Source organism: Streptomyces sp. R818 (genome assembly GCF_056172735.1).
Window position 1 is genome coordinate 335,668 of the sequence record NZ_JAOCNE010000014.1, and the last position, 21,625, is coordinate 357,292.

Annotated in this window: 27 protein-coding genes and 1 pseudogene; 23 read left to right on the forward strand and 5 right to left on the reverse strand. The window is 69.6% G+C overall.

What is annotated here, in order from left to right; all coding sequences use genetic code 11:
- The first annotated feature begins 24 nt into the window (after positions 1 to 24).
- From N5I75_RS33135 to N5I75_RS33220, 18 genes are all read left to right on the forward strand, one after another.
- Complete coding sequence (locus N5I75_RS33135; RefSeq protein ID WP_476683751.1) at positions 25 to 486, forward strand: N-acetyltransferase family protein; 462 nt, start codon at positions 25 to 27, stop codon at positions 484 to 486.
- Positions 483 to 1,163: a hypothetical protein gene (locus N5I75_RS33140; RefSeq protein WP_476683753.1), complete on the forward strand. Its 681-nt coding sequence runs from the start codon at positions 483 to 485 to the stop codon at positions 1,161 to 1,163. The genes N5I75_RS33135 and N5I75_RS33140 overlap by 4 nt, the downstream gene beginning before the upstream one ends.
- Before the next feature lie 55 nt (positions 1,164 to 1,218).
- Complete coding sequence (locus N5I75_RS33145) at positions 1,219 to 1,938, forward strand: hypothetical protein (protein ID WP_476683755.1); 720 nt, start codon at positions 1,219 to 1,221, stop codon at positions 1,936 to 1,938.
- 198 nt (positions 1,939 to 2,136) lie between these two features.
- Positions 2,137 to 2,463 (forward strand): SH3 domain-containing protein, encoded by a 327-nt coding sequence (locus N5I75_RS33150; RefSeq protein ID WP_476683757.1) that lies wholly within the window; start codon positions 2,137 to 2,139, stop codon positions 2,461 to 2,463.
- A gap of 86 nt (positions 2,464 to 2,549) precedes the next feature.
- Positions 2,550 to 3,005: a hypothetical protein gene (locus N5I75_RS33155; protein WP_476683759.1), complete on the forward strand. Its 456-nt coding sequence runs from the start codon at positions 2,550 to 2,552 to the stop codon at positions 3,003 to 3,005.
- Positions 3,002 to 3,442 carry a hypothetical protein gene (locus N5I75_RS33160; RefSeq protein WP_476683761.1) on the forward strand — a complete coding sequence of 147 codons (441 nt, stop codon included), beginning with the start codon at positions 3,002 to 3,004 and terminating at the stop codon, positions 3,440 to 3,442. Before N5I75_RS33155 ends, N5I75_RS33160 begins: the two co-directional genes overlap by 4 nt.
- Positions 3,443 to 3,453: 11 nt before the next feature.
- Complete coding sequence (locus N5I75_RS33165; protein ID WP_476683763.1) at positions 3,454 to 3,891, forward strand: hypothetical protein; 438 nt, start codon at positions 3,454 to 3,456, stop codon at positions 3,889 to 3,891.
- Positions 3,892 to 3,903: 12 nt separating this feature from the next.
- Positions 3,904 to 4,797 carry a winged helix-turn-helix transcriptional regulator gene (locus tag N5I75_RS33170; protein WP_476683765.1) on the forward strand — a complete coding sequence of 298 codons (894 nt, stop codon included), beginning with the start codon at positions 3,904 to 3,906 and terminating at the stop codon, positions 4,795 to 4,797.
- Positions 4,794 to 5,312, forward strand: a complete 519-nt coding sequence (locus N5I75_RS33175; RefSeq protein WP_476683768.1) for a hypothetical protein — start codon at positions 4,794 to 4,796, stop codon at positions 5,310 to 5,312. Before N5I75_RS33170 ends, N5I75_RS33175 begins: the two co-directional genes overlap by 4 nt.
- The gene (locus N5I75_RS33180) at positions 5,309 to 6,550 is read left to right on the forward strand and encodes an MFS transporter (RefSeq protein ID WP_476683770.1); all 1,242 of its coding nucleotides are present in this window, start codon (positions 5,309 to 5,311) and stop codon (positions 6,548 to 6,550) included. The genes N5I75_RS33175 and N5I75_RS33180 overlap by 4 nt, the downstream gene beginning before the upstream one ends.
- A gap of 38 nt (positions 6,551 to 6,588) precedes the next feature.
- A complete protein-coding gene (locus tag N5I75_RS33185; protein WP_476683772.1) occupies positions 6,589 to 6,927 on the forward strand; it encodes a hypothetical protein in 339 nt (112 codons plus the stop codon).
- A gap of 156 nt (positions 6,928 to 7,083) precedes the next feature.
- Positions 7,084 to 8,217, forward strand: a complete 1,134-nt coding sequence (locus N5I75_RS33190) for an ATP-grasp domain-containing protein (RefSeq protein WP_476683774.1) — start codon at positions 7,084 to 7,086, stop codon at positions 8,215 to 8,217.
- 43 nt (positions 8,218 to 8,260) lie between these two features.
- Positions 8,261 to 9,133, forward strand: a complete 873-nt coding sequence (locus N5I75_RS33195) for an SPDY domain-containing protein (protein ID WP_476683776.1) — start codon at positions 8,261 to 8,263, stop codon at positions 9,131 to 9,133.
- A gap of 30 nt (positions 9,134 to 9,163) precedes the next feature.
- Positions 9,164 to 9,634: a hypothetical protein gene (locus N5I75_RS33200; protein ID WP_476683778.1), complete on the forward strand. Its 471-nt coding sequence runs from the start codon at positions 9,164 to 9,166 to the stop codon at positions 9,632 to 9,634.
- 27 nt (positions 9,635 to 9,661) lie between these two features.
- A complete protein-coding gene (locus tag N5I75_RS33205) occupies positions 9,662 to 10,153 on the forward strand; it encodes a hypothetical protein (RefSeq protein ID WP_476683780.1) in 492 nt (163 codons plus the stop codon).
- Positions 10,154 to 10,212: 59 nt separating this feature from the next.
- The gene (locus N5I75_RS33210; protein WP_476683782.1) at positions 10,213 to 11,223 is read left to right on the forward strand and encodes an MSCRAMM family protein; all 1,011 of its coding nucleotides are present in this window, start codon (positions 10,213 to 10,215) and stop codon (positions 11,221 to 11,223) included.
- A 1,395-nt stretch (positions 11,224 to 12,618) separates the two neighbouring features.
- Positions 12,619 to 13,770: an epoxide hydrolase family protein gene (locus N5I75_RS33215; protein WP_476683784.1), complete on the forward strand. Its 1,152-nt coding sequence runs from the start codon at positions 12,619 to 12,621 to the stop codon at positions 13,768 to 13,770.
- A 108-nt stretch (positions 13,771 to 13,878) separates the two neighbouring features.
- A complete protein-coding gene (locus N5I75_RS33220) occupies positions 13,879 to 14,610 on the forward strand; it encodes a hypothetical protein (protein ID WP_476683786.1) in 732 nt (243 codons plus the stop codon).
- Here the strand turns inward: N5I75_RS33220 and N5I75_RS33225 are convergent.
- On the reverse strand, positions 14,605 to 14,946 hold the full coding sequence (locus N5I75_RS33225; protein WP_476683788.1) for a hypothetical protein: 342 nt from the start codon (positions 14,944 to 14,946) through the stop codon (positions 14,605 to 14,607). The genes N5I75_RS33220 and N5I75_RS33225 overlap by 6 nt on opposite strands.
- A gap of 181 nt (positions 14,947 to 15,127) precedes the next feature.
- Here N5I75_RS33225 and N5I75_RS33230 point away from each other — a divergent pair, with 181 nt between their 5' ends.
- The 4 genes from N5I75_RS33230 to N5I75_RS33245 all read left to right on the forward strand — a co-directional run bounded on the left by N5I75_RS33230 (position 15,128) and on the right by N5I75_RS33245 (position 17,901).
- On the forward strand, positions 15,128 to 15,499 hold the full coding sequence (locus tag N5I75_RS33230) for an SPDY domain-containing protein (protein ID WP_476683790.1): 372 nt from the start codon (positions 15,128 to 15,130) through the stop codon (positions 15,497 to 15,499).
- 108 nt (positions 15,500 to 15,607) lie between these two features.
- Positions 15,608 to 15,886 carry a hypothetical protein gene (locus tag N5I75_RS33235; protein WP_476684864.1) on the forward strand — a complete coding sequence of 93 codons (279 nt, stop codon included), beginning with the start codon at positions 15,608 to 15,610 and terminating at the stop codon, positions 15,884 to 15,886.
- 78 nt (positions 15,887 to 15,964) lie between these two features.
- The gene (locus N5I75_RS33240; RefSeq protein ID WP_476683792.1) at positions 15,965 to 16,651 is read left to right on the forward strand and encodes an SPDY domain-containing protein; all 687 of its coding nucleotides are present in this window, start codon (positions 15,965 to 15,967) and stop codon (positions 16,649 to 16,651) included.
- Positions 16,652 to 16,830: 179 nt separating this feature from the next.
- Positions 16,831 to 17,901 (forward strand): hypothetical protein, encoded by a 1,071-nt coding sequence (locus N5I75_RS33245; protein ID WP_476683794.1) that lies wholly within the window; start codon positions 16,831 to 16,833, stop codon positions 17,899 to 17,901.
- 82 nt (positions 17,902 to 17,983) lie between these two features.
- Here the strand turns inward: N5I75_RS33245 and N5I75_RS33250 are convergent, their stop codons facing one another.
- Both N5I75_RS33250 and N5I75_RS33255 read right to left on the reverse strand, forming a co-directional pair.
- A complete protein-coding gene (locus N5I75_RS33250) occupies positions 17,984 to 18,676 on the reverse strand; it encodes a hypothetical protein (protein WP_476683796.1) in 693 nt (230 codons plus the stop codon).
- A gap of 96 nt (positions 18,677 to 18,772) precedes the next feature.
- On the reverse strand, positions 18,773 to 19,213 hold the full coding sequence (locus N5I75_RS33255; RefSeq protein ID WP_476683798.1) for a hypothetical protein: 441 nt from the start codon (positions 19,211 to 19,213) through the stop codon (positions 18,773 to 18,775).
- 392 nt (positions 19,214 to 19,605) lie between these two features.
- On the opposite strand from N5I75_RS33255, the gene N5I75_RS33260 reads away from it, so the two are divergent.
- Entirely contained in the window at positions 19,606 to 20,391 is a 786-nt protein-coding gene (locus tag N5I75_RS33260; RefSeq protein WP_476683800.1) for a TnsA-like heteromeric transposase endonuclease subunit, read from the forward strand.
- Here N5I75_RS33260 and N5I75_RS33265 read toward each other — a convergent pair.
- Together N5I75_RS33265 and N5I75_RS33270 are read right to left on the reverse strand one after the other, a co-directional pair.
- A pseudogene (locus N5I75_RS33265) lies at positions 20,292 to 20,602 on the reverse strand (transposase); the annotation flags it as partial. The gene N5I75_RS33260 and the pseudogene N5I75_RS33265 overlap by 100 nt on opposite strands.
- Positions 20,603 to 20,741: 139 nt before the next feature.
- Positions 20,742 to 21,560 (reverse strand): siderophore-interacting protein, encoded by an 819-nt coding sequence (locus N5I75_RS33270; RefSeq protein WP_476683802.1) that lies wholly within the window; start codon positions 21,558 to 21,560, stop codon positions 20,742 to 20,744.
- Positions 21,561 to 21,625 lie beyond the last annotated feature (65 nt).

Below are 21,625 nucleotides of genomic sequence, written 5' to 3' on the forward strand. Positions count from 1 at the left end.
CCGGCCCTCGCGCAGAGCCGACAGGTGACGAAGGCGGACTGGGACCTGGTCGCCGACTTCCACGCGCAGTGCTCCGAGCAGAACCTGCTGCGCCGCTGGGGCCGCACCCGCATCACCCCGCGCGACCTGTCCCAGCTGCTCGGCCACACGCAGTGCTGGGTCGGGCTCGGCGCGGACGAGCGGCCACTGGCCCTGGTCTGTGTCGGTCCGGTCAGCCGGGAGCCGGGCGTCTTCGATCTGGGGCTGCAGGTCGTCGACCACCGTCACCGTCAGGGCATCGGCACCGCGGTGGCCTGGCAGGCCGCGCTCTTGGCTCGTACGCGAGGCGGCCACACCCTGGCCGCCTTCGTGCACGCCTCCAACGCGCCCATGCTCCGACTCCTCGGCCGGCTCGGGCCGACCCGGCACAGCCGCGACGGCCCGTACGTCGATGTCCGCGTCGACCTGGACGCGCTCGCACCGGGCCCAGAGATGGCACCGCCATGACCTCACCCCTGTCCGACCAGCACACACCCACCGCCCTCGACCAGCGCATCGAGACCGCCGTGGGGTACGGCGTCCAAGAGCTGCACCGGCACAGCGACGGCGGACTCCTCGACTCGGCACACGCCGCCTTGGCCATGGCCCACCGCGACCTGGTGGCCGCCGAGCGGGACGTCGCTTTCCATCGCGTCCGCCTTGCTCGTCTTGCCTCCAGCGATCTGCCGGTGGATCAGGCTCTGTTCGCCAGAATCCAGCGCACCCTCGATCAGCTGGCGACGGCCGCCGCCGTCCGTGACGCGAAGCAGACCGCAGCAGCTGCCGTGCTGGAGCCCATCGAAGCCGTCGCTTCTCGGCAGGCGCCGCTACAGGTCGCGACGAAGGACATCGCGGCACTGCTCGCCATCGCCCAGGGCGCCAAGCTGCATGAACACCTGGTCACCCACCGCCTCGCGGTGGCGACTCCGGCGCGTACCCGCATCTCCTACGCCCAGCTGCAGCATCTGGAGGCGCTGGGCCTGGTGGCGCGCGACATCTCGCACCCGGTGCAGGCCGGGCAGCCCGTCACCCTCACCGATGCCGGCCGCAGCGTGCTGACCGCACCGCGGCGTTCCAGCCCGCCCGGCACCACGCCCGCGCAACTGCCGCCGACCGTCTTCTCCGCCTCCGCTCCCCACCGCTGAACGGCGTCTGCGCGCCGCGCGCACGGAACCCAAGGCGCCACGACCGAAAGCACCGATGTCCAGCTATCACCCCGACTTCCGCCTCGACGGATACGAGGCCGTCAACGACCATGTCGCCGATCAGTTCTGGGGGCATATCGGCAAGGAGCAGGACATGATGACCGTCCTCGCCGAGCACCACAGCGACGATGCCGAGCACAGTTTCTACGTGATGCACAACGGTGCCGTCACGTGGGGGATCCCCGGGGAGCCGCAGCTCGTCGCCCTGCACCTCAAACGCGACCCGGTCGCGCGCAGCTACCAGTTCGACCACAAGATGCTGCCGCTGCCGTCCATGGCCCAGTCCTGGCTGATCGCCCGCGGCTGCCCCGAGGAGAAGATCCTCCTGCCCGAGGGTATGGGCACCGCCGCGGCGGACGAAGCCACCCGTGTCCTCGAACAGCGGCTGCGCAGCGACGGCGATCACTTCGCCTACGGAGTCAGCTACACCGACGACGACAGCGACCCAATGCAGACCACGGTGATGCTCCGCGCCATGGACGAGAAGGCGGCCATGCCCTATCGCGTGCTCCTCGAAGTGGCCGACACCACCGCGTGGACGCACACCCTTCGCGAGGGCGGCTTTCAGACCTTCGAGGCCGCCACGCAGTGGTGGGAGGCGCACTGGAACGGCGATGAGCCGCCGCTGCCGACGGCCTCGCCGGCGACCCGGCACACCACCGCCGTCCCCGGCCTGCCGGCCCGCCCCACCCCGCCGCGCGGGCCCAGCCGCTGAACTCCCACTAACGCGGACGTATTTGCCTGGCAGGCTCCGATGCAATTGCGGCTGCCGTGTGCGAGATGGCGCGGAATGTAGCACGCAATCCCCGGTTACCGAAACCGGGGATTCTCCGGACTCTTGTTCTCAGCCCGCACGGCATCTGCCCGGGGCTGTTTCCGCATTCCCATTCGACGGCCCGGAGGTCATTTCCCCATGCGTGCACGCCGCATAGCGATGTCCGCCGCTGCAGTGGGCGCTCTCGCCCTCCCGATCGGCTCTGCTCACGCCGCCAGCGCGGCCACCACCATCGCCAGCTGCCCGACCAGCACGCTGCCGTACGCCATGCACGCCAAGGCGGTGATGATCCGCGCCAAGGCGACTACGAAGTCCGCCGGCATCGGTGTGCTCTACCGCGTCCACCAGTTCACCGTCCACAGAAGCAGCGGGAACTGGCGCTACATCACTGACAAGACCACGGGAATCACGGGCTGGGTGTCCGGGACGTACGTCCACCGGGACGTCCCTATGTGCCTCGACTGACCCGCCCGAAAGCACTCCCGCATTCCGCGCCGGAGCTGCCGGTGCGGAAATCCCGCCCCAGACGCAAATGAAAGGAGACCCCTCCCATGCCCGCCAGCGACGACGTGATGGGTGTCATCACCGAGCGCATCGAGGAGCGCTTCCAGATGCCCCTCGCCGATCTGCGCCGCGCCGTGACGGCGGCACCGGACGCCAACCCCGAGGCCACCGATGTCGTGCACTGGCACGGCCTGCTCGCCCAGACGCAGCAGGCACTCGACACCGCGGAGGACGCGCTCGTCCAGGCTCTGGGAGCCCAGCGGCCCGAGGTACTCGACGACTCCGTCATGGAGCTGGCCCACCAGGTCAACGCGGCCGTCGCCTCCCGCGACGGACGGGCCATGGTCGTGAACTACCTCCTGGACCCCAACGCACCCGGCAAACGCGGACCCGGCGTGGGGCGCGGCACCTCCCCTGCCGCGCGTCGCGCACCGGCCCTCCCGACCGCCGCGCCCACGCTGCCCCGGACACCGGCCACACCCGCACGCGGAGCCGCCCGGTGAGCGTCATAGACAAGTCCACCAGCCGCGATCGAGCACTGCAGGACGCGTTCGGCACCGAAGTGGCCGAGCTGTACGCCCAGGCAGCCCGGGGCGAGGCCAGTGCCGCGCTCCAGCGGGCGCTGGAACTGCGCAGCTTCCTCGCCGTCGCCGAGGAGCAGGTGGCCCGCGTCCGGGACCGCATCCACACCGCGCCGGCCACCGACGGGAACGTGGACGACCTGTCCGCCGAGGACCTGGGCTGGGACGCGGAGTGGCTGGAGGCGGCTCTGGCCGGCCGGGACGGCTACACCGTCGCACTCGACGAGCTGCTGCGCACCCTGCCGGCCCCGACTCAAGCACCAGTCTCAGAGGTCCAGTTGAGCCCCAAGATCACCGCCACCGCTCCGCTGGCCCCGGCCGCATCCCGCGCCGCGGCAGTGCGGAGGCGACGTCCCTGAAAGCCCGTCGATTGCCCCCACCCGACATTCCGTCCCACGCCGCCTCCCAGCTCGTCGCCCAGCGCATCGAGGCGCTGTACGCACAGCCGCTCGCAGACCTCGAAGTCCTCGCCGATGCCACCCCCGAGGCCAGCCTGCTCGCGGCCCTGACCGGCAACCACGGCGATCTGGCCCTCGCCGAACGCAACATCGACTTCCAGCTGGAGCGCCTGCGTGAACTCACCGCTCCCGAACGGGAGATCGACCGGTTCGACGCCGGCCACATCCTCGACTGCGCACGGCGTCTCGCCGAGTCCGTCGCCACCCGCGATGCCTACGCCAAGAGCACCAGCGCGGTCCTGGGCGGCCTGCGTCGAGTGACTGCCCCGACCCACGCGCCGGCCGCGCCGGTACCCGCCGCTCCGACGGCGACCACCTCCCGCACCCGCTGCCCTACCCGCACCGCTTGAGGAGCCCTTCTCTTGGCCACCACCGCGCCGCCCTCCGCCGCACCGAACGACCTCTTGGGCGTCACCAAGACCCTGGACCTGCTCGCTCCGCGCTGGAGCGTGTGGGTGCTGATGACCATCTCCTCCCAGCCGCTGCGCTACGCCGAGTTCAAGCCGAGGCTGCCGTGGCTGGCGGACGGCCAGCTTCACCCCCGGCTGCGTCACCTCACCAGCGCGGGCGTGGTCGAGCGCACGGAGTACGCCCCGCGCCACGTCACCTACGGCCTCACCAGCCGCGGCGTGGCCCTGCTGCCCGTCCTTGCTGTGATCGCTTCCTGGGGCGACAAGTACCTGGAGAAGGAGCTGGTGGCCGACAAGCGCACCGGCGAGATGGAGCCCGAGCGGATCGCGCCGGCGCAGAACATCGACGACACCGTCGCTCTGCTCGCGCCGCGGCACGCAACCCCGATCCTGTTCCCGCTGCAGGCCCGGGGCACCGCGACCGCGAAGACCCTGGCCTCCGAAGCCATGCCCGGCTACGGGTTGACCGCCGTCTACAAGCCCCTGGAGCGCCTCGTCGACGACGGCCTCGTGGTGGCCAGCGGGGCCGGTGGCTACCAGCTGACCGCCAGCGGCCAGGGACTCGCCCCCGTCTTCCAGGCGATCTCCGCATGGGCCACCGCCCCGTCCCCGGAGACCGACACCCGTCGGCTCCGGGGGCAGGGCGCCGCCCCGTCACAGAACCGTTCCGGCCCGTGGGCGACCACCCCGACTCGCCTCCCGACACCGGCCGTTCCGGCCGCGCCAGCAGCCCGTCCCGCCCTGGCCACCACGGCCCCCAACGGCCCGGCATGGCAGCCCGGCGACCTCTTCTCCCACCAGATACCCGCCCGCCCGATCTCCCCGGCAGGAGGCCCGCGCCGATGACCGGCTCCCGGCCCGAGAACCTCCAGCACGAACACCGCGCGATCCGCACCCTGACCCTGCCGAGTCTGATCCGCCTGATCACCGAGATCGACGACAACGGCCCCATCAGCCACCAGAAGGGCAGCCTCCAGGGCGCCTTCGGCGACCTCACCCCCGGACAGCTGCGCCACGCCATCGACACCGCCCGCGACCTCGGCCTGGTCCACGCCGACGAACAGGCACTGAATCGCTACCGGCTCACCGCGAGCGGCGAGGACCTCGCCGAGGTGTACGACACCGTGGCCCGCTGGGCCCGCGCCCGCCACTTCCCCGACACCACCGTCGACTTCGTCACCCGTGTCCAGCACACCCTCCAGCTGACCAGCCGCGGCCCGCAGGCGGGCGTCTCGAGTCTTGAGCCGTCGGCCCCCCACCAGGTCGTCACCGAGTTTCTGCAGGCGCATCCCCGCGTCCGGAACCGTGCCGGCATCGGCTCCTCGCACGAGGAGGCGTTGGGAGCGGGGCGCGCTGCGTGAGCTCCCGTGTCGGACCGCGGCATGCCCGCCGCCCGGTCCCCACTGTGCTGCGCGGCATCTACCTGCCGCGCAGCACGGACGCCGCCGCGTTCGCCATGACGACGTACGGCATACCGCTGCTGGTCCTGGCCACCACCAACTCCGCCGCGCTGACCGGACTGGCCTTCGCGCTGGAGTGGATCCCACGCCTGGGAGCTTTCGCCTTCGCCGGGGCCCTGGTGGACCGCCACGGCACGACCACCGTGCTCCGCTTCGCCTCCGTGGCGCGAGCCCTAGTGGTCCTGGCCGCCGCGCTCCTCCTGCCGACGCAGGAGACGGGACTCGGGGCGACGGTTACCGTCATGGCGCTGGCCGCGTCCACCGGGATCCTCACCGAGTGCGCGTACATCGCGGCCGAGACCGCGGGCGGCGTCGCCAGCCGCGAGGCCGTCGACCGCGCGCACCAGGTGCAGTCGGTGCTGCTCGGTATCGACCAGGTCGCCACCCTGTCCGGCCCGGCGCTGGCCGGCCTGCTGCTCCAGTGGGCCGGTGCGAGCGGGATGCTGACGGTGATCGCCGTCTTCTCCCTGTTCACCAGCCTCCTCGTCCCACGTCAGAACCGCCGGGAGAAGGCTGCCGCGGTGCAGCCCGTCTCCAAGGGGCTGCGCACCGGCTGGTCCACGCTGCGGGCACTGCCGGCGCTGGGCTGGCTGGTCGCCGGACTGACCGTGTCCAACCTCGCCGTCGGTCTGCTGCAGGCCGCCGCCCCGGTGATCATCGTCAAGGAATTCGGCCACTCCACGGCTGACGTCGGATTCGTCTGGTCCATCGCCGCCGTCGCCTCACTCGGCGCCGTCGTCCTGTGCCGCCGGGCGATCGACCGCTTCGGGCTGTGGCCGGTCGGTGCCGTATCCGCCACGATCGCCGCCACCGGGTGCCTGGCCGTCTCCTTCGCCAGCACCTACCACGCCTATCTCACCCTGATCGCCGTCCTCATGGCCGGCGAAGGCGGCGTGACCGTCGTGCTGCGCACCCTGCGCTCCCACCTCATCCCCGCGGAGGTGTTCGGCGCCACCCTCTCCCTCACGATCTTGGTGCTGCTGCTGCCCTTCCCGCTCGCCGGCGTCCTCGTCGCCGTCGTAGCGCCCGCCCAACTCGGCCACGTCATCACGCTCTGCGCCGTACTTCAGGCCGCCGGCCTGTTCACCGCCTTCGCCCGGCTGCGTGCGACCTCCGCCCTGCGCACCTCTTTCGCCTGACCCTCCTTGTCACTCCGCTCACTCCAGGAGAACGCCCCATGCGCACGCCGCACGCCCCGGCCGGCCAGCTGGTCCTGCCGATATCCCGACCGTCGTTTCGCGCAGGATCGAGGCCCACGCTGGTGGACCGGTTCCTCGCGTTCGACGCCGAGCACCCGTACGTCTACCGGGCGCTGGAGCGTCTGGCCGCCGACCGGATCGCGGCCGGAGCAACCCGAGTCGGGCTGAAGGCGCTGTTTGAGGACCTGCGCTGGCAGCTGCCTTCGGGTGGGCGCGGTCTGAACAACAACTTCACCGCCCTGTACGCCCGGAAGCTGATTGCGGACCACCCCCACTGGGCCTCCGCCTTCGAGCTGCGGCGCCGCCGTACCCCCTGATTCCCGCCCGCATGCCGCCAACCTCGCCCGTCCTGCCCTTGTTTGGAGCCTTGTTGTCCCCTCGTCCCGTCGTCCTGGTCGTCGCAGCCGCCGATATGGAGGCACACGCGTATCGGGGCGTGTTGCCTCGAAAGCGTCCGCGCCCACTACGACGTCGTGCTGATATCCGGCGCCGAACCGACCTGGGAGAAGGAGTTCCTCCTCGACTACGCGGTCGCCGACCCCACCGACCAGGCCGCACTGAACGCGGCCGGGCGCGACCTCGCCGAGCGCTACGAGCTGGCTGGCGTGATGACGTGGACCGAGTGGTACCTCGTCCCCGTCGCCCGGCTCGCCCGCCAGCTCGGCCTGAACACCACGACCCCGGAAGCACTCCAGGGCTGCCGCAACAAGCACACGTCACGCACGCTGTTCGCCCGCCACGGGGTGCCCTCTGCCGTATCCGTGGGTGTGCGCACCGAGCAGGAGGCCGCCGACGCCGCCGCTCTGATCGGCTATCCCGTCGTCCTCAAGCCCGCCGCGCATGCTGCGAGCATGGGCGTCATCCGCGTCGACACCGCCCGTGAACTGACCGCCGCGTACGCCTTTGCCGCGCAGACCGTCGGCCACGGAGTCGAGAGCACCCAGGTCCTGGTCGAGGAATACCTCGACGGGGAGGAGGTGAGCGTCGGGTGCGTCACCTATCACGGGCTAACGACCGTGGTCGCCGTCACCCGCAAGACCGTCGGGATGCCGCCCTTCTTCGAGGAGCTGGCCCACGTGATCGACGCAGACGACCCGCTGCTCCCCGCCGTGGCACCGGTCGCCATCGCGGCCCTCGACGCCGTCGGCGTCACCGACGGCGTCAGCCACGTCGAGATCCGCATCGTCGACGGCCGCCCCCGACTGATCGAGGTCAACGCGCGTCTCGCCGGCGACATGATCGGCCACCTCGTCCACCTGTCCACCGGCGTCGACCTGGCCCGCGCCGCTGCCGACATCGCCTGTGGCGTACGGCCCGACCTCACCCCAACGCGCAGTCAGGCAGCGGCGATCCGGCTGATCTACCCCGCCTACTCCGGAACTCTCACCGAGCGCCGCATGGACGCCGAGCTGTCCGAGTGCAGCGACTGGCTTGAGCGCGTCACCTTCACGCGCGACGTCGGCGAGCACCTCGTGCTGCCGCCGCGCGGCGACATGTTCAGCGCCCGCATCGGCTACCTGATCACCACCGGACCCAGCGCCAAGGTCGCCCGCGCCCGCTCTACCGAGGCGTACCGGCACCTGTCCGTCCAGGTCACCCCCGCCTAGACCTGCCGCGTGCAGCCGCCCCGACTCCTATCCGGATGGCCCCTTGAACGATCCCGCTTCCGATGTTGACGGCGACGTCTACGTCTTCCCCCGCTACCTCGCCGGCAGTACCTACACCGGCGACCCGGCCCTTAAACCCCTCCTCGCGCTCGGCTGGGACATCACCCACTACGACCTCGGCAACGTCTACGTCACCGCCCCCGACCGCAAGATCCGCCTCGGCTACCTGCCCGAAGGCGACGACGACGGGCTGTGGCGCATCAACGCCTACGAGGACCACTTCGGCCCGCCCACCTGGGGCGTCAGCTTCAACGATCAGAGCCCCACCGAGTTCGTCACCGCCTTCACCACCGCTCTGGCGTCGGCCTATCAAGAAGGGCCCGAGCGCTACCTCGCCCGCCCCGATCCCGCCCATCCCCAACTCGACGCCTTCCACGCGATCGTCCCGCTGATCAACAGGGGATGGAAGATGCCACTCCCGCGGCGGGGCGTCATGGAACTGCAGACCCCGGACGGCATGGCCGGACTCGAATTCGCCACCGGCCGCCTCGATCCGGAGAAGGAACTCACCACCCTTGAGGCCCGCTGGTACATGCGGGGCGGCCCGAAATCGTCCGGCTGGTACGCCACCGCCTCCACGAACACCCCGACCGTGTTGCTGACGGCCATCACCGAGAGCGTGTCCGACCCCGCGCCACTGCCACGCTGGAAGAACCAGATGCTGCGCGGCCTACGCGAGCGTGCCCAGCTCATACCCGTCACGCCACCGCCGCCTCCGGTTCCCACACCCCTCGACGTCCGGCGTACCGCACCCCGCAGGGCTCCCGCACTGACCACGCACAGCGTTCCGCGCTGGAGCACCACGACCACCCCGTCGGCGGCCCTGCCCGCCCGCAGCTCCGGCCCCCGCCGCTGACCACCCGCACCCCTGTCCCAGAAGGATCACGTGGCCCTGCACGCACAGCAGTTCTTCGACGATGTCCTCGAACTGCCCTTCCACCAGTACGCCATCGTCGGCAACGCCTTGTACGCGGCGCCGCAGCCGAACGCGCCGACGCGGCTCCGGATCGACTTCGCTCCGACCATCCGCCGCGACGAGTACGGCGGACTACGCCTGCGCGTCATCCACCCCGACCACGGTGTTCTCGACACCGCCATCCTCCGCTTCGCTGACCACGGCACCTTCGAGCGCCGCGATGCTGCCCGGGGCCTGTCGGCCGGCCGCGACGGCTACGCCGTCATCCGCGACTGGCACAGCAGCGGGCCCGCGTGGCACGGCGCGGACGGCACGGGGCTGCGCACCGCGATCGAGCAGTACGCCCACCTGTGGTTCCCGCCGCCAGCAGCATCGCAACCGGCCCTCCGGCCTGCCGCCCGCCCCACATCCATCGCCGGGGCGTCACCTCGCACCCGCTAACCATCCGCCACGCCACAGGAGTTCTGGATGCCACCGCCTCGCTGGCTCCCGTCCCACCGACGACCACCGCCGCCGGTCTCTCCGGTTCGGGCGCCGCCACGGCCGCCGGGACCGAACGGCTTCTGGCTTACTGATCCGGACTTCCGCGACCGGCTGCACAAGGCCACGCTGACCCTCCTCGACGTTGTCGAGGACTGCTTGAACGACGAGGTCCCGCTCACCGAACTCCTTGACGGCGCCTGCGACCATGCCGAGCACCTGCTCGGCATCCCCAGCACCTACGGCATCCTCGCTGAAGCCGAGGCCGCCGCGCAGATCGTCCAAGCCGCCGGACTCGACGCAGGATCACCCTTCGGTCTCACCGTCGCCCAGGGCCTGGCCAGCATCGAGCAGCTGCCCGTCGAGCAGCAACAGCAGCTCGCACGCGGCGCCGCACGACGCTACGCGATCACCGCACCGTCCCGCTCGACGAACCCGCCCGCAGCCCCCGCACGACCGGCGCCGCACCGCTCCCGCTGAACCACCACCCACGTCATCCACCCGCACGCGCTCCGCGCGTCTTCTCGGAGAGTCCCTTCTTGCGCATCCGCTCCGCTCGAACCCTTCCGGCCGCTGTCGCCGTCGCCGCCACGGTGACCGGCGGCCTGTCCTGGGCGCCGACCGCCTCGGCCCAGAGCGCCGATCCCAGCCCCTCCGCCTCCACGTCCGCAGCCCCGCGCAACGCAGCCGAGACGGAGACCGGCGGCGTGGCCATCGTGAAGAAGGACCCCGGCGGCGACGTGCTCGCCGGAGCCTCCTTCGCCCTCTTCGACTCTGCCGGCAAGGAGACCGACAGCGGCAGGACCGACACCCAGGGGCAGCTCGCCTTTCAGGACCTCGCGCCAGGCGTCTACCGCCTCAAGGAGGTCTCCAGCGGCAGCCCGCTGCACGACACGGTCGACGACCAGGACGTCATCGTCACCCCCGGCACGGACACACCGCTCACGATCGTCGACCCGTTCAAGGACGCCTCGGTCCGGCTGACAGCCAAGGACGACAAGACCGGCAAGCTGCTGCCCGGATCCGCGGTCAACATCGGTAGCGGGGCCAAGACCATCCTCACGCTGACCACGGGCCCCGACGGCACGGCCACCGGGAAGCTGCCTGTCAACTCCCGCACAGGCACAGACTTCTGGGTTAAGCAGGTGAGGGCGCCCGAGGGCTACGACCTCTACAAGCCCTCGAAGACGTTCAAAGCCAAGCCGGGCGATCCGGTGACAGTGACTACGACCAACGCCAAGACCGCCCCCACCCCGCCCCCCACGGAGAAGCCGACCGGCAAGCCCACCGACAAGCCGAGCCACAAGCCCACTCCGGACAAGCCCGGCAAGGACGAGGACACCCCGGCACCGTCCGTCTCGGAGACGCCGGCCGCCGACGAGACCACGTCGAGCACCGCCGCTCCCGCCCCCGAGGGCGCGCTCGCACACACCGGTGCTGACGCCACCCCGTGGCTGATCGGCGGCGCCGGCGCCTTGATCGCTGCCGGCGGCGGCGCCCTCTTCGCCGTCCGGCGACGTCGCACGGACGCCCCGACCGACAAGAGCTGACTCCTCCCGCACCTCTGCCGAAGACCCCCGGAATCACGTGATTCCGGGGGTCTTCGCGTGGCCGGGCGGACGGTCGGAACTTGGCCACCTTCCCTCCAGGCGTGTTTCTGCGATCTGGAGGGTGCGGCGGGCGCTGCTACCGGGCCCGGAAAATGACGGACAGGAGCCGTTCGGCACGCGCCCGCACCTGCGGTTCAGGGTGGGCCAGTGTGGAACCTGTTTGACGAGTGCCACTCGGTCGTGCAGCCACCTTTCGTGGACCCGGCATGCGTCAGCAGGCAACTCCGGCTCTTCGCCACGCCGCCAAGACTTCACCGAGCGCCGCTCGCTTTTCCGGGCTGCTTCCCAGCCCCAGCGCGAGATGGGATACGAACCGGCGGGCAGCAGGTAGATCGAGGCTGAGCACCGCGAGCACTCTCTCCAGGGCTTCGAGGAGACCTTGCAGGTCAGCGTCGTGAACGGCGTCGAGGTAGCCCGGCAGTACGCGGACCAAATGTGCCCAGTTGTCGTCCCCGGCGGTGGCTTGGGCGAGCCCGGAGTGACAGGTCCACGCCGCTTCAAGGACGTAAGCAGGAAGGACCAGTACCCGGAGGTTTTTCGGGCCGATGATCAGTGGTGACGCAGCCGCGGATGTGCTCGGCGGCGATCTGCCAGGGTAGGGCGGGCATCAGGTCCAAGGCGTCGCTCACCATCCGGGCATCGCTGTTCCACGCGCTGCTGCTGGGGAGCAGGACGGTTCGGTCGGTCGCAGCAACAAATCTCTTCATGCGATCGATCTGCCACCGTCCTGCGGTCGTCATTCGTCGTCGCCGTAAAACGACGCTCATCGGTCGCCCGCCGACCTGGACTGTCACTAAAGGCTCCCCGGTTGCACAACGGCTTACGGCTGCTCTCCTCCGGCCTCAATGCGAGCCAGCTCCTTGAGCGCGACGCGGGCCGCGGGTGTGCCTGCTGGGCTCTGCCAGAAGGCGTGAGCGGCGATCCGCCGTGAAAGCCGCAGCAGAAGGCGACGCTGCTCCGCCGCCCCGCCGTGATCGTCGCTCGCCAGCCGCCCATATGTGACATACCAGGCGGTCTGCGTTGCTAGGAGGTCGCGCGGGAAAGAGTGCCGAGTCATGACCCTATTAGAAGCTGTGTTCGATTTTGAAGCCAAGTCTCCGGCGCGCGGGTGGGCCGCGAGTGTCCTGTGTCGCTGAACTTTGAGTGTTGTCACCGAAGGCTGATGGACGCGAGTTTGTGCCAGCGAAGTTTGGTCGCCGCAGTGCGGGGCCCGCGGTGACAGATCCGGACGGTACCGCTGGGCAGCAGGCGGGCCGGCCGGGTCCCGTGTGAGGCCGCTCCTCCTTTTGCGGGGTTCAAGTCGCGACGTGCTCCGAGCGCTCTTAGGTTCGCGTCATGTGCGCTGACATCAGTCCGTTCCAGATCAAGATTCCGCAGGCCGATCTCGATGACCTGCATGACCGGTTGGCCCGCACCCGTTCCCCCTATCCGGTACCCGGCACGGGGGCGGAATGGGACCACGGCATCGCGCCGGACTACCTCCACGAGCTGGCGAGCTACTGGGCGGACGGATTCGACTGGCGGGCCCACGAGGCCCGACTGAACGCGTTCCCGCAGTTCCTGACCGAGATCGACGGCCAGACCATCCACTTCCTGCACCTGCGCTCGCCGGAGCCGGACGCCACGCCGCTGCTGCTCAACCACAGCTACCCGACCTCGTTCGTGGAGTTCCTTCAGGCCAGCGGCCCTCTGACCGATCCGCGCGCCCACGGCGGAGACCCGGCCGACGCGTTCCATCTCGTGATCCCCTCGCTGCCCGGATTCGCCTTCTCCAGCCCGCTGTCGTCCCGCGGCTGGAACCTGGACCGCACGGCCCTGGCCTTCGGTGAACTGATGAGCCGCCTGGGCTATGAGCGCTTCGGCGTGGAAGGAGGCGACCTCGGGGCCGGCGTGACTGGGCGGATCGCCTCGCTCCTACCGGAGCGGGTGATCGGGGCGCACATCCACGGCGACCGCCTCCAGCTCGGCATGGTCGGAGAGGACTTTCCCGAGCCTGAGGGCCTGAACCCGCAGGAGCAGGCGGAACTGGAGGCCGCACAGCGCAGCTGGTCGCAGATGAAGGGCTACCGGGTACTGCACTCCACCGCCCCCAACGCGTTGTCGGCCGGGCTGGCGGACTCACCGATCCTCCAACTTGCCTGGATCGCGGAGAAGTTCGTCCAGTGGGCCAACCCCGCCACGCCCATCAGCCGCGAGGACGTCCTGATCACCGCCAGCCTCTACTGGTTCACGCGGACGGGTCCGGCGGCAGGCGACTTCTACTGGGAACTGGCTCACGCCGACGATCCCGGCTGGGGCGGAGCCTCCGCCGTCCCCATGGCCTCCTCTCTGTTCTACAGCAACCCTCTGGTCCGCAAACTTCTCGGCCCCCACGACGAGACGACCTTCTTCATGGAGCACGCCGAAGGCGGACACTTTCCCGCGTTCGAGGTCCCCGAGCTGTTCGTCGACGACATCCGCGCCTTCTTCAGAACACTCCGCTTCTGACGCACGCCGCCCCATACACAAGTGGGGTGCTTCACTCAAAGTTCGATGACATCGATCAGACTTCGATGACACAGGACAGCGAGCCGCCTCGCCGTCTAGGTTGACCGGGTGAGTACGCCGCCCCCGCTCCCGGGTGATCCCTCTGACCTGCGTCTGCGCATCTCCTACGAGGACGACCTCTCAGATACACCGCAGGCGGACACGCTGGAGCGATGGGAAGTGAAGATCCTTCACCGTCGACGCGTGCATGACGCAAGCCCGGAGCTCGCAGCCACGGCCCGCTGTGCCGGCGCGGAGTGCCCCTCGTGCAGGGACGAGGACGCCACAGTCGGGGCAATGACGTTCTACCGCGTGCACCTCGATCGCGGCCGAAACGCTTTTCGGGCTATGGAGGAAGAATCGGAGGAGTTGTACGAGACCGCCCAAGCGCTCCTCGACCCCGAGACCGGCTCCTTCACGAGCGAAGCCAGCGAGCGCCTGGACTACGTCGGATCCGCACTGCTCGTCATGGACCGCGTGATGCTGGATTCCGCATGGCGCGGGTACGGTTTGGCCACCGCACTCGTCAGCGAGGTGATCCACCGCCTCATGGCCGGCTGTCGAGCCGTCGCCTGTTCGCCCGGGGTCTCCGATCTCAGCAGCCAGGCGCTGAGAGACCGGGCCGAGTGGGATCGCGTCTACGCCAAGATTGCCCGCGGGTGGGAGAGCCTCGGATTCCGTCTCTACCGCGACAACGTCTATCTCCTCTCGCCCGCCTCGCAGGACCTGGAGGAGCAGCGCAGCAATCTCCGGAGGCACCTCGCAGAACTCGGCGCGTCCTGGCGGGCTCAGACGTCATGACGGGCGGCGGCGCGGCGCGAGACGATCTCGCCACGGACGCTTCCCGCCGGGGCCGCGCGTCGACGCCTCACCCTGGTCCGGCAACTCCTTGGGCGGCGGAGCGATCTTGTCGGGCTCCAGACCGACCTTGTCCGGATGGACGCAGGCTGGCACGGCCTCGCGGGTGTATCGGTGTCCGTTCTCCGGGTGAAACGGGCACTCCCAGGAGGGCCGGCTGTAGACCACGAATTGCACGCGCGGGTACAGGAGGGCCGCGCAGATCCCGCAGACCGGACGCTTCGGGTCCGGGCAGTCCGGATCGATGTACGGCGGACCGGTCGGCTCCGGGATCTCCATAGCGGCAAGAGAGTAGCGGGCCTGGCGTGCAGCAGGAGGGCGAGCCTTGGCCAACGGGTGGGGAGGACGGCAGTTCGCCGGGGGCAGACAAGGAAGATCGTCCAAACGGCTGGTGGACACCGCGACGCTATGTGAACCTGAACGACATTCCGAAAGAACCCCAGGTCAGAGAGGTGATTCTGTGGCGTTGGATGCGGCGCAACCTGGATTTGCCACCACGGTTGCGGCCCTGCGGCTGCGCTCCTGGAGGCTCGGTGCCGGCCAGCCGATGGAGGTGCTCGATCAATTCTCGGATGCCGATTTCACCCACACCGTCGACGACCGTGCCGACGTGCACGTCAGCTCGCGCGACGGCCGCTTCTACCTCGGCTACTTCCCGACCGGCCGCCCCGGTGGCCCGGACGAGGACTGGGTGACGGGCGAAGGCTGGGTGATCGCGGTCACCGGCACCGCCACGGTCCCCGGCTACCGCATCGCCTTCGGCACGGACACCCCGGCGGAGATGGTCGCCGGTGTGGTGGCCAGCATCCTGTCCACCTCCCGCCCTGTGTGATGGGAACGCCCGCCCCTTCCTGCACATACGCACCGCGTAACCTGCCCCTGCTCGCGCGGCTTCGTCCGCCACCGCTAGGAGACCGCCTTGGAACCGCACGCGCCCGAGATGACCGTCGGCGACCTCATCGACGCCCTGTCCGCCTTCGACCGAGACACGACGGCCCGGCTCGCCATCAACCCCTTTTACCCGCTGGCCCACCGTCTGGGCTGCGTGGCGCAGTCGGTGGACGAGCACGGGAGGCCGGTGGTCTACATCGCCGAGTCGCCCGAGGCTGAGCAGTTCCCTCTGCCGCCCGCCGTGGCCGTCGCACTGACCTGGCAGGGCCCGGTCGAGGCACCCCCGCGCCGCCGGCGCGGCGCAACCGGCCCGGGCAACGGCCAGTAGCACAACCCCGAACTGACGGAGGCGCCCCTGTACCCGCACCACCCCGCCGATTCCTCCCACCCCTTCTCACCGGACCCGATGTACTGGGTTACCCCGCGCCACCTGGCCGGCGACGACGGCGTCCTTGCCGAACGGATCGGCGACACCCTGACCGACCTCGGCTGGCGCATGTGGCCGACCTCCCGCAACACCCTGCTCTTCGTGAGCCCCGACGGCCTGCGCGGCGCCGAGTGGATCCTTGCCGCCTACCCCTTCGAGCTGGGCGGCCTCCCGGTGGCCTGGCAGATGTCGGCCCGCCCGTACCCCGACTCGGTGCTGACCGAGTGGAACGCGTACTTCACCGCTGGCGTACCGCACGAGGCGCTCGCCGACTTCCTGCTCGCGCTCGACGCCAGCGAGACCCCGGAGGCCGGGCTCGAGAACGCCGAGGCGGTACTCACCGCCCTCAGCGCTCGGGGCTGGCTGCGCGACATGGACCGCCCGCGCACGACCGCAACGGACCCTGGCTTCTCCACGAACGTGTCGCTGGAGGTACTGCCGCCGCTCATCCACGACGTCGACCCCCGCGATGACCTTCTGGGGTGGCAGGCGTGGGCGGAGCCCGTCCTTGGGGCGCCGTACCTGTGGTGTGCGAGCTTCAGCGCGAGCGCCCCGCATGAACTGGTCGCCGCTTTCGCTTCCTCGCTCGCAGCGCCCGGCCCGGTACCGCGCCGGGTACTGCCGGCGGGAGCGGGGGACCGTCTTACCGTCGTCCGCCGCGGGTGACGGGCGTCGCGTAGCCGCTGTCTCCGGCCGGATCTACGGACGTGAGGCCCCCTCTTTTCCAGGCCCGGTGGTGCCGCTTTCTTCACGGAGCGGCGCCACCGGGCCTTCTGTATATCCGTCCCTCAGACCTGATACACCCCCCTGGAACCAAGATCATGCCCTTACATAGGATCGTCGTTGTGGCAGACAAATTGATCCGCATCGGGCCCTTGAGCGGATACCTCCTGGAGGAGGTGCTGGCCTGGCTGCTGCGCTCCAGCGGCTTCGAAGTCCTCACGGCCGACGACGACCAGGACAAAGAGCCGTGGAAGGTACTTAAGGAGGACAAGAACGGTCTGCTGGTCCGTGGACGTGGCGCGTGGCATCAGGTCGACGCGCTCGGGCAGTTCCGGTACGTCCCGCCGTTCTCCCTGCCGGTGCGCTTGTTCGTTGAGGCGAAGTACCTGACCACACGGGTCGGTCTTCCCACTGTCCGAAACGGCCACGGTGTGATCCACGACGTGAACGAGGCGGAGACCACCACGCTCTCCGCGCCAGGCACTGGTCGGCCGCGGACGCGCTACCGCTACAGCTACGCGATCTTCTCGACGTCCGGCTTTACTCCGGAGGCGCAGGACTATGCGCTGGCCCACCAGATATCGCTGATCGACCTTTCTGCACCGGACTTTGATGGGCTGCGGAGTCTCGTAAGGACCGCGGCTGACGAGATCTACGCAGTGCTCAAGGCGGCTCCGGCGAGTGAGCGGCCGAAGATGCGCGAGATGCGCGCGTATCTCCGCGGGCCGCTCTTGCAGATGGATCCGGGTGGTCTGGAATTGCCCGCCGCGATTCGTGGCCCCCTCGATTTCCTTGCGGACGGTCTGCGCAGCCGGTCGCAGCTCGGTCTTGTTCTGGCCTTTCCGGCCGCGCCGTTCGTTCTGGGTCTCGCCTCGGACGATCTGTACGGCTTCGTGGAATACGCGCGAGAGCACCCCACGCATGCGGTGCGTCTGCGCCGCATCAATCAGGCAGCCTCGCACCCCGTTTGGGAGCTGCGCGCCGCCGAGCACCCCGACGTATATGCGCTCCGGTTCGGGCTGCCGGAGCGAGTGGAGAAGTGGATCGTCGAGCAGGACGAAGGAATGCCCTCGCGCACCCGGTACGTCAAGCGCAGCATGCTGTCAACCATGACCCTGTACTGGATGCACGGCGAGCACGCCCAGACCTTCCAACTCCGATACGAGCCAGGCGAACTCCGCCTCGACGGCTGATCGGCGCGAACGAGAAAACCCCGGTGTCCGGGCCCGTCGGAAGAGCGGGCCCGGACACCGGGGCAGGTGCCGGAGGAGCAGATCAGCGTGCCGTGCGGGCCTTGGCGAGCGCCTTGTCCAGGTGAGCGTCCACGAGGCCCGGTGAGCCGGAGACGAGGACCAGGATGTTGCCGTCGCGGATCGCCGTCTGCTTGACGACGCTGCGTTGCCCGCCGACGGAGAAGGTGAGCAGCTGGCTCCACTGCTCGTCGCCGAGGTTCGGCGCGGACGATTTCACGGTGCCGATGTCGACGGCCGTGCTCCCCGACGCCACCTGGTACGAGGGGCAGGACAGCATTGCGTCGAAGACCGTCGAGAGGCCCGTGGACAGCTTCGTCGGGCTGTCGCTGTACAGTTCCTCGCTGACCTCGGAAGAGCTGCTACCGCTGTAGGCGAAGGACGCCTTCGCTTTGCGCGCGAAGTCGAGGCCGGAGCCGGTGGCCGTAGCGCCGCCGAGCTTCTCCAGCGCCGGGCAGCCGATCGCGGTCACGTCGTCGTTGCGGCGAGGAGCCTCGGGCGTGCGGGTGTAGCCCTCGCCCAGGTCGTGGGTGTTCAGCAGCCGCTGGTCCAGCTGGGCCGAGGACAGCGGCACGGACTCCGCCGCGGTGCTGCCGCCCCGGTGTGCGGAAGCGGAGGCGGAGGTATCGGCGGGCTCGGCGTGGCCGGCGCAGCCGGTCAGGGCGAGCACGGTGAAGACGGCGCCGAGGCCGAGGACAGTCGTGGTGGAGCGGCGCATACGTGAAACCCCTTGGTGATGCGAGACGGATGGTCTGACCGGATCGGCCCTCCGGGTGCCGATGAACGCAGGGGTGGGGGAAGGGGTTTCGCGCCGTCAGTGGCCGAGGTGGCGCAGGCCGTCTTCGAGGTTGGGGTGGAAGTGATCGACCGGCCCGGAGTTGCGGTTGTACCAGGCGGTGTCCAACCGGGTCTCGTGCCTTTCGTGGCCGGCCTCGCAGCGCAGCCACACGGAGTCGTCGTGCATGTTGAAGACGATCCAGTTCCGGTACGCGCCGCAGTGGCAGGCGTGGACTTCGCCGTCAATGACGAGCGGGACGTCCCAGCGCATCATGAAGCCCGAGACGTCCTGGCGGCACGGCGCGCGGAAATCCGGCGGCAGGAAGTCGGGCACCACCGTGGCGTCGGTCGGCGCGGCCGGGGCCGGCGCAGCGACCGGGGCGGGAGCCTCGGGCCACTCGGTGTGCATGGCCAACAGCGCCTGTCCGGCTCGCTGGGCTTCACGGAACTCTCGGTCCGCACGGTTGCGTCGGAACATGCCGTCTCCATCTCTGTCGTCTCGCCTGCACGAGGAGAGTGCCGCAAGTCGCTGAACTGCTGCAACTCTAGAATTCGTGAAGTGAGACCGGCATTTCCGAGGGAGCGCAGAGACGAAGCGGACGCGAGCGGGCCTCTCGTTACTGTCCCGTCCTTCCTTATGTTGCCGCTGTCTCAGCTGAGCTTGTGCGGTTCGCAGTTTGTCCCGGACATGTTGTCGCTCGCTTCGACACCAGGGGATCCGTGTCCCAGCCCTTGTTGCCGCTGGCTGTTGTTGTCCCGCTTCGTTTTCGCTCTCAAGGGCGGTTTGCCTGCCGATCGGTTGCTGATCTTGAGGAGCGTGTGGCTCTCTCGTGGACAGCGCTTGTGCGTTCGCTCTGGTGAGGGGGGCAGGTGGCTGTCGAAGCGTTCGCCGACGTCGGGCACGATGTTTTCGAGGTCGAGTACGTCGATGAGGACCGCGCACGCCGTCGTGAGCCCCTGTCGGCGGCGTGGACGGCGAGGTTCGAGTCGTTGCCGCCGGTGCGGAAGGTGCGTACGTACGCCGGGCAGCGGTCGGTGCCCCGGGATTACTGGTCGACGACGGTGCGGAAGTCGTTTGCGTGCGAGTCCCGGCTGGAGCGTGATCACGCGATGCTGATGGACTTCGATCCGCAGGTGACGGGGCTGGTGTCGCAGCCGTTCCGGCTGTTCTGGCCCACGCGCCGGGGCCGGCTCGGGCATGTTCCGGACTTCTTCGCCCGTCGTGTCGACGGCACTGGGGTGGTGGTCGATGTCCGTCCGGAGGACCGGATCGGCCCGGACGATGCGGAGGCGTTCGCGGCGACCGAGCGTGTCTGTGGACTGGCTGGCTGGGCGTTCAGGCGGGTGGGTGTGATCAGCCCGGTTCTGTTGGCGAACCTGCGCTGGCTGCGGGGCTACGGCCATCCTCGCTGCTGGCGGCAGGAGACGGCGGGGCGACTGCTGGAGGTGTTCGCTGAGCCGCGGCCGTTGTGGGAGGCGGCCGGTGACCGGATCGCGGTGCTGCCGGTGCTCTACCACCTGCTCTGGCGAGGGATGTTGGCCACGGACGTGACGTCCTTCACCTCGACCGGCCCGACATCGGTCAGCACCGTCTTCGAACGGGGACCGTTACGGCTGTTGCCACTGTTCCGGCCCGCTGCGTCGTGCTTGTCGTAACCGACGTGATCGGTGATCTCGCCCTCCAGGGCGGATTCCAGGACCCGCTTGGTCAGCTGCTGCAGCAGCCCGCCCTTGCCGGTCGGTGCAGCCCGTCCGTCCGGGCGCGGTCGACGAGCATCGCGATCAACTGCTCGTCCGAGACCGCATCCGAGACCGGCTCGACGACCGGCTCCTCCGCCGCCTCGTGCTCGGTGATGGTCTCGCTCATCAGGCGTCTCCTTGATCATCGGATCCGCCGTCTATTGGACACTCCCTCAAGCGGCTGGCAGCGGGCGAGGAACTGGGCGGTGCACTGAGAGGATGGCGGTGACGCGCAGGGTGTAAGAGGTGGTTGCGTGGCAGGGTGTTTAGAGACTGGCGCGGCCGTAACTGAAGTAGCCGCGGAAAGAGATGTCGGACTTCGGTGTGTAGCGCTCGCTGACGAGGTGGCGGCGGATGCCGGTGGCCATCGAGGACTCGCCAGCTGTCCAGGCGTAGAAGGGGCCGTCGGGAAAACGGGTCTGCTTCACCGCGTCTAAGGCGAGGGCACCGGGTTTCGCGCCCGCGTCGGTGCGGGGCAGCCAGTGGATGACGCTGCCCGGTGGCGCCGTGATGTCGCTGCGGATGTCGTCGGATGACGGGACTTCCAGGAAGACCTCGGCGGGCAGGTTCGCCGCGGACTGTTCCAGGATGGCGAGGATCGCCGGTAGAGCGCTTTCGTCACCGACCAAGAGCTGCCAGGCGGCGCCAGGCGCGGGCGCGTAGCTGTGTCCCTCGTCGAGGAACGCGACTCTGGTGCCTGGCTCGGCGGCGCGCGCCCATCGGGTGCCCGGGCCGGCCGAGCCGGGGCTCTCGGCAGCGTGGAGTGAGATCTCGATGTCGAACGCCGATGCCTCGGCCCGAAAGCGCCGGATCGAGTAGGTCCGCACCCGCGGGCGCTGCTTGCCGCCCTGGAGCGTGAGCTGGAGAATCCACCGCTCGCTGCTGGGCAGGAACACCTCCGTGGCGTCGTCGTTGGGGTCGGCGAAGAACAGACGTCCGGCCTGGTCAAAGCCCGACCACTGAAGGTGTTGGACGTCCTCGCCGCCGAGGGTGACAGTCATAAAGTGCGGACTGGGCTGTTCGCTTCCCTGCACGGTCAACGACAGCATCCGCCGCTTGCGCGGGCGTTGGATCCGGGAGGCCACCGCTACCTCCACCGGGGGCGGGACTCGCGCGTCATCGTGGTCATGCGACCACTGTCAGCGCGGCG

What these genes read in the sequence shown, in the direction of transcription:
- N5I75_RS33150 (WP_476683757.1), top strand. Translation starts at nt 2,137, where the DNA reads ATGCGTGCACGCCGCATAGCGATGTCCGCCGCTGCAGTGGGCGCTCTC.
- N5I75_RS33140 (WP_476683753.1), top strand. Translation starts at nt 483, where the DNA reads ATGACCTCACCCCTGTCCGACCAGCACACACCCACCGCCCTCGACCAG.
- N5I75_RS33215 (WP_476683784.1), top strand. Translation starts at nt 12,619, where the DNA reads ATGTGCGCTGACATCAGTCCGTTCCAGATCAAGATTCCGCAGGCCGAT.
- N5I75_RS33185 (WP_476683772.1), top strand. Translation starts at nt 6,589, where the DNA reads ATGCGCACGCCGCACGCCCCGGCCGGCCAGCTGGTCCTGCCGATATCC.
- N5I75_RS33205 (WP_476683780.1), top strand. Translation starts at nt 9,662, where the DNA reads ATGCCACCGCCTCGCTGGCTCCCGTCCCACCGACGACCACCGCCGCCG.
- N5I75_RS33175 (WP_476683768.1), top strand. Translation starts at nt 4,794, where the DNA reads ATGACCGGCTCCCGGCCCGAGAACCTCCAGCACGAACACCGCGCGATC.
- N5I75_RS33155 (WP_476683759.1), top strand. Translation starts at nt 2,550, where the DNA reads ATGCCCGCCAGCGACGACGTGATGGGTGTCATCACCGAGCGCATCGAG.
- N5I75_RS33145 (WP_476683755.1), top strand. Translation starts at nt 1,219, where the DNA reads ATGTCCAGCTATCACCCCGACTTCCGCCTCGACGGATACGAGGCCGTC.
- N5I75_RS33225 (WP_476683788.1), bottom strand. Translation starts at nt 14,946, where the DNA reads ATGGAGATCCCGGAGCCGACCGGTCCGCCGTACATCGATCCGGACTGC.
- N5I75_RS33235 (WP_476684864.1), top strand. Translation starts at nt 15,608, where the DNA reads ATGACCGTCGGCGACCTCATCGACGCCCTGTCCGCCTTCGACCGAGAC.
- N5I75_RS33255 (WP_476683798.1), bottom strand. Translation starts at nt 19,213, where the DNA reads ATGTTCCGACGCAACCGTGCGGACCGAGAGTTCCGTGAAGCCCAGCGA.
- N5I75_RS33240 (WP_476683792.1), top strand. Translation starts at nt 15,965, where the DNA reads ATGTACTGGGTTACCCCGCGCCACCTGGCCGGCGACGACGGCGTCCTT.
- N5I75_RS33250 (WP_476683796.1), bottom strand. Translation starts at nt 18,676, where the DNA reads ATGCGCCGCTCCACCACGACTGTCCTCGGCCTCGGCGCCGTCTTCACC.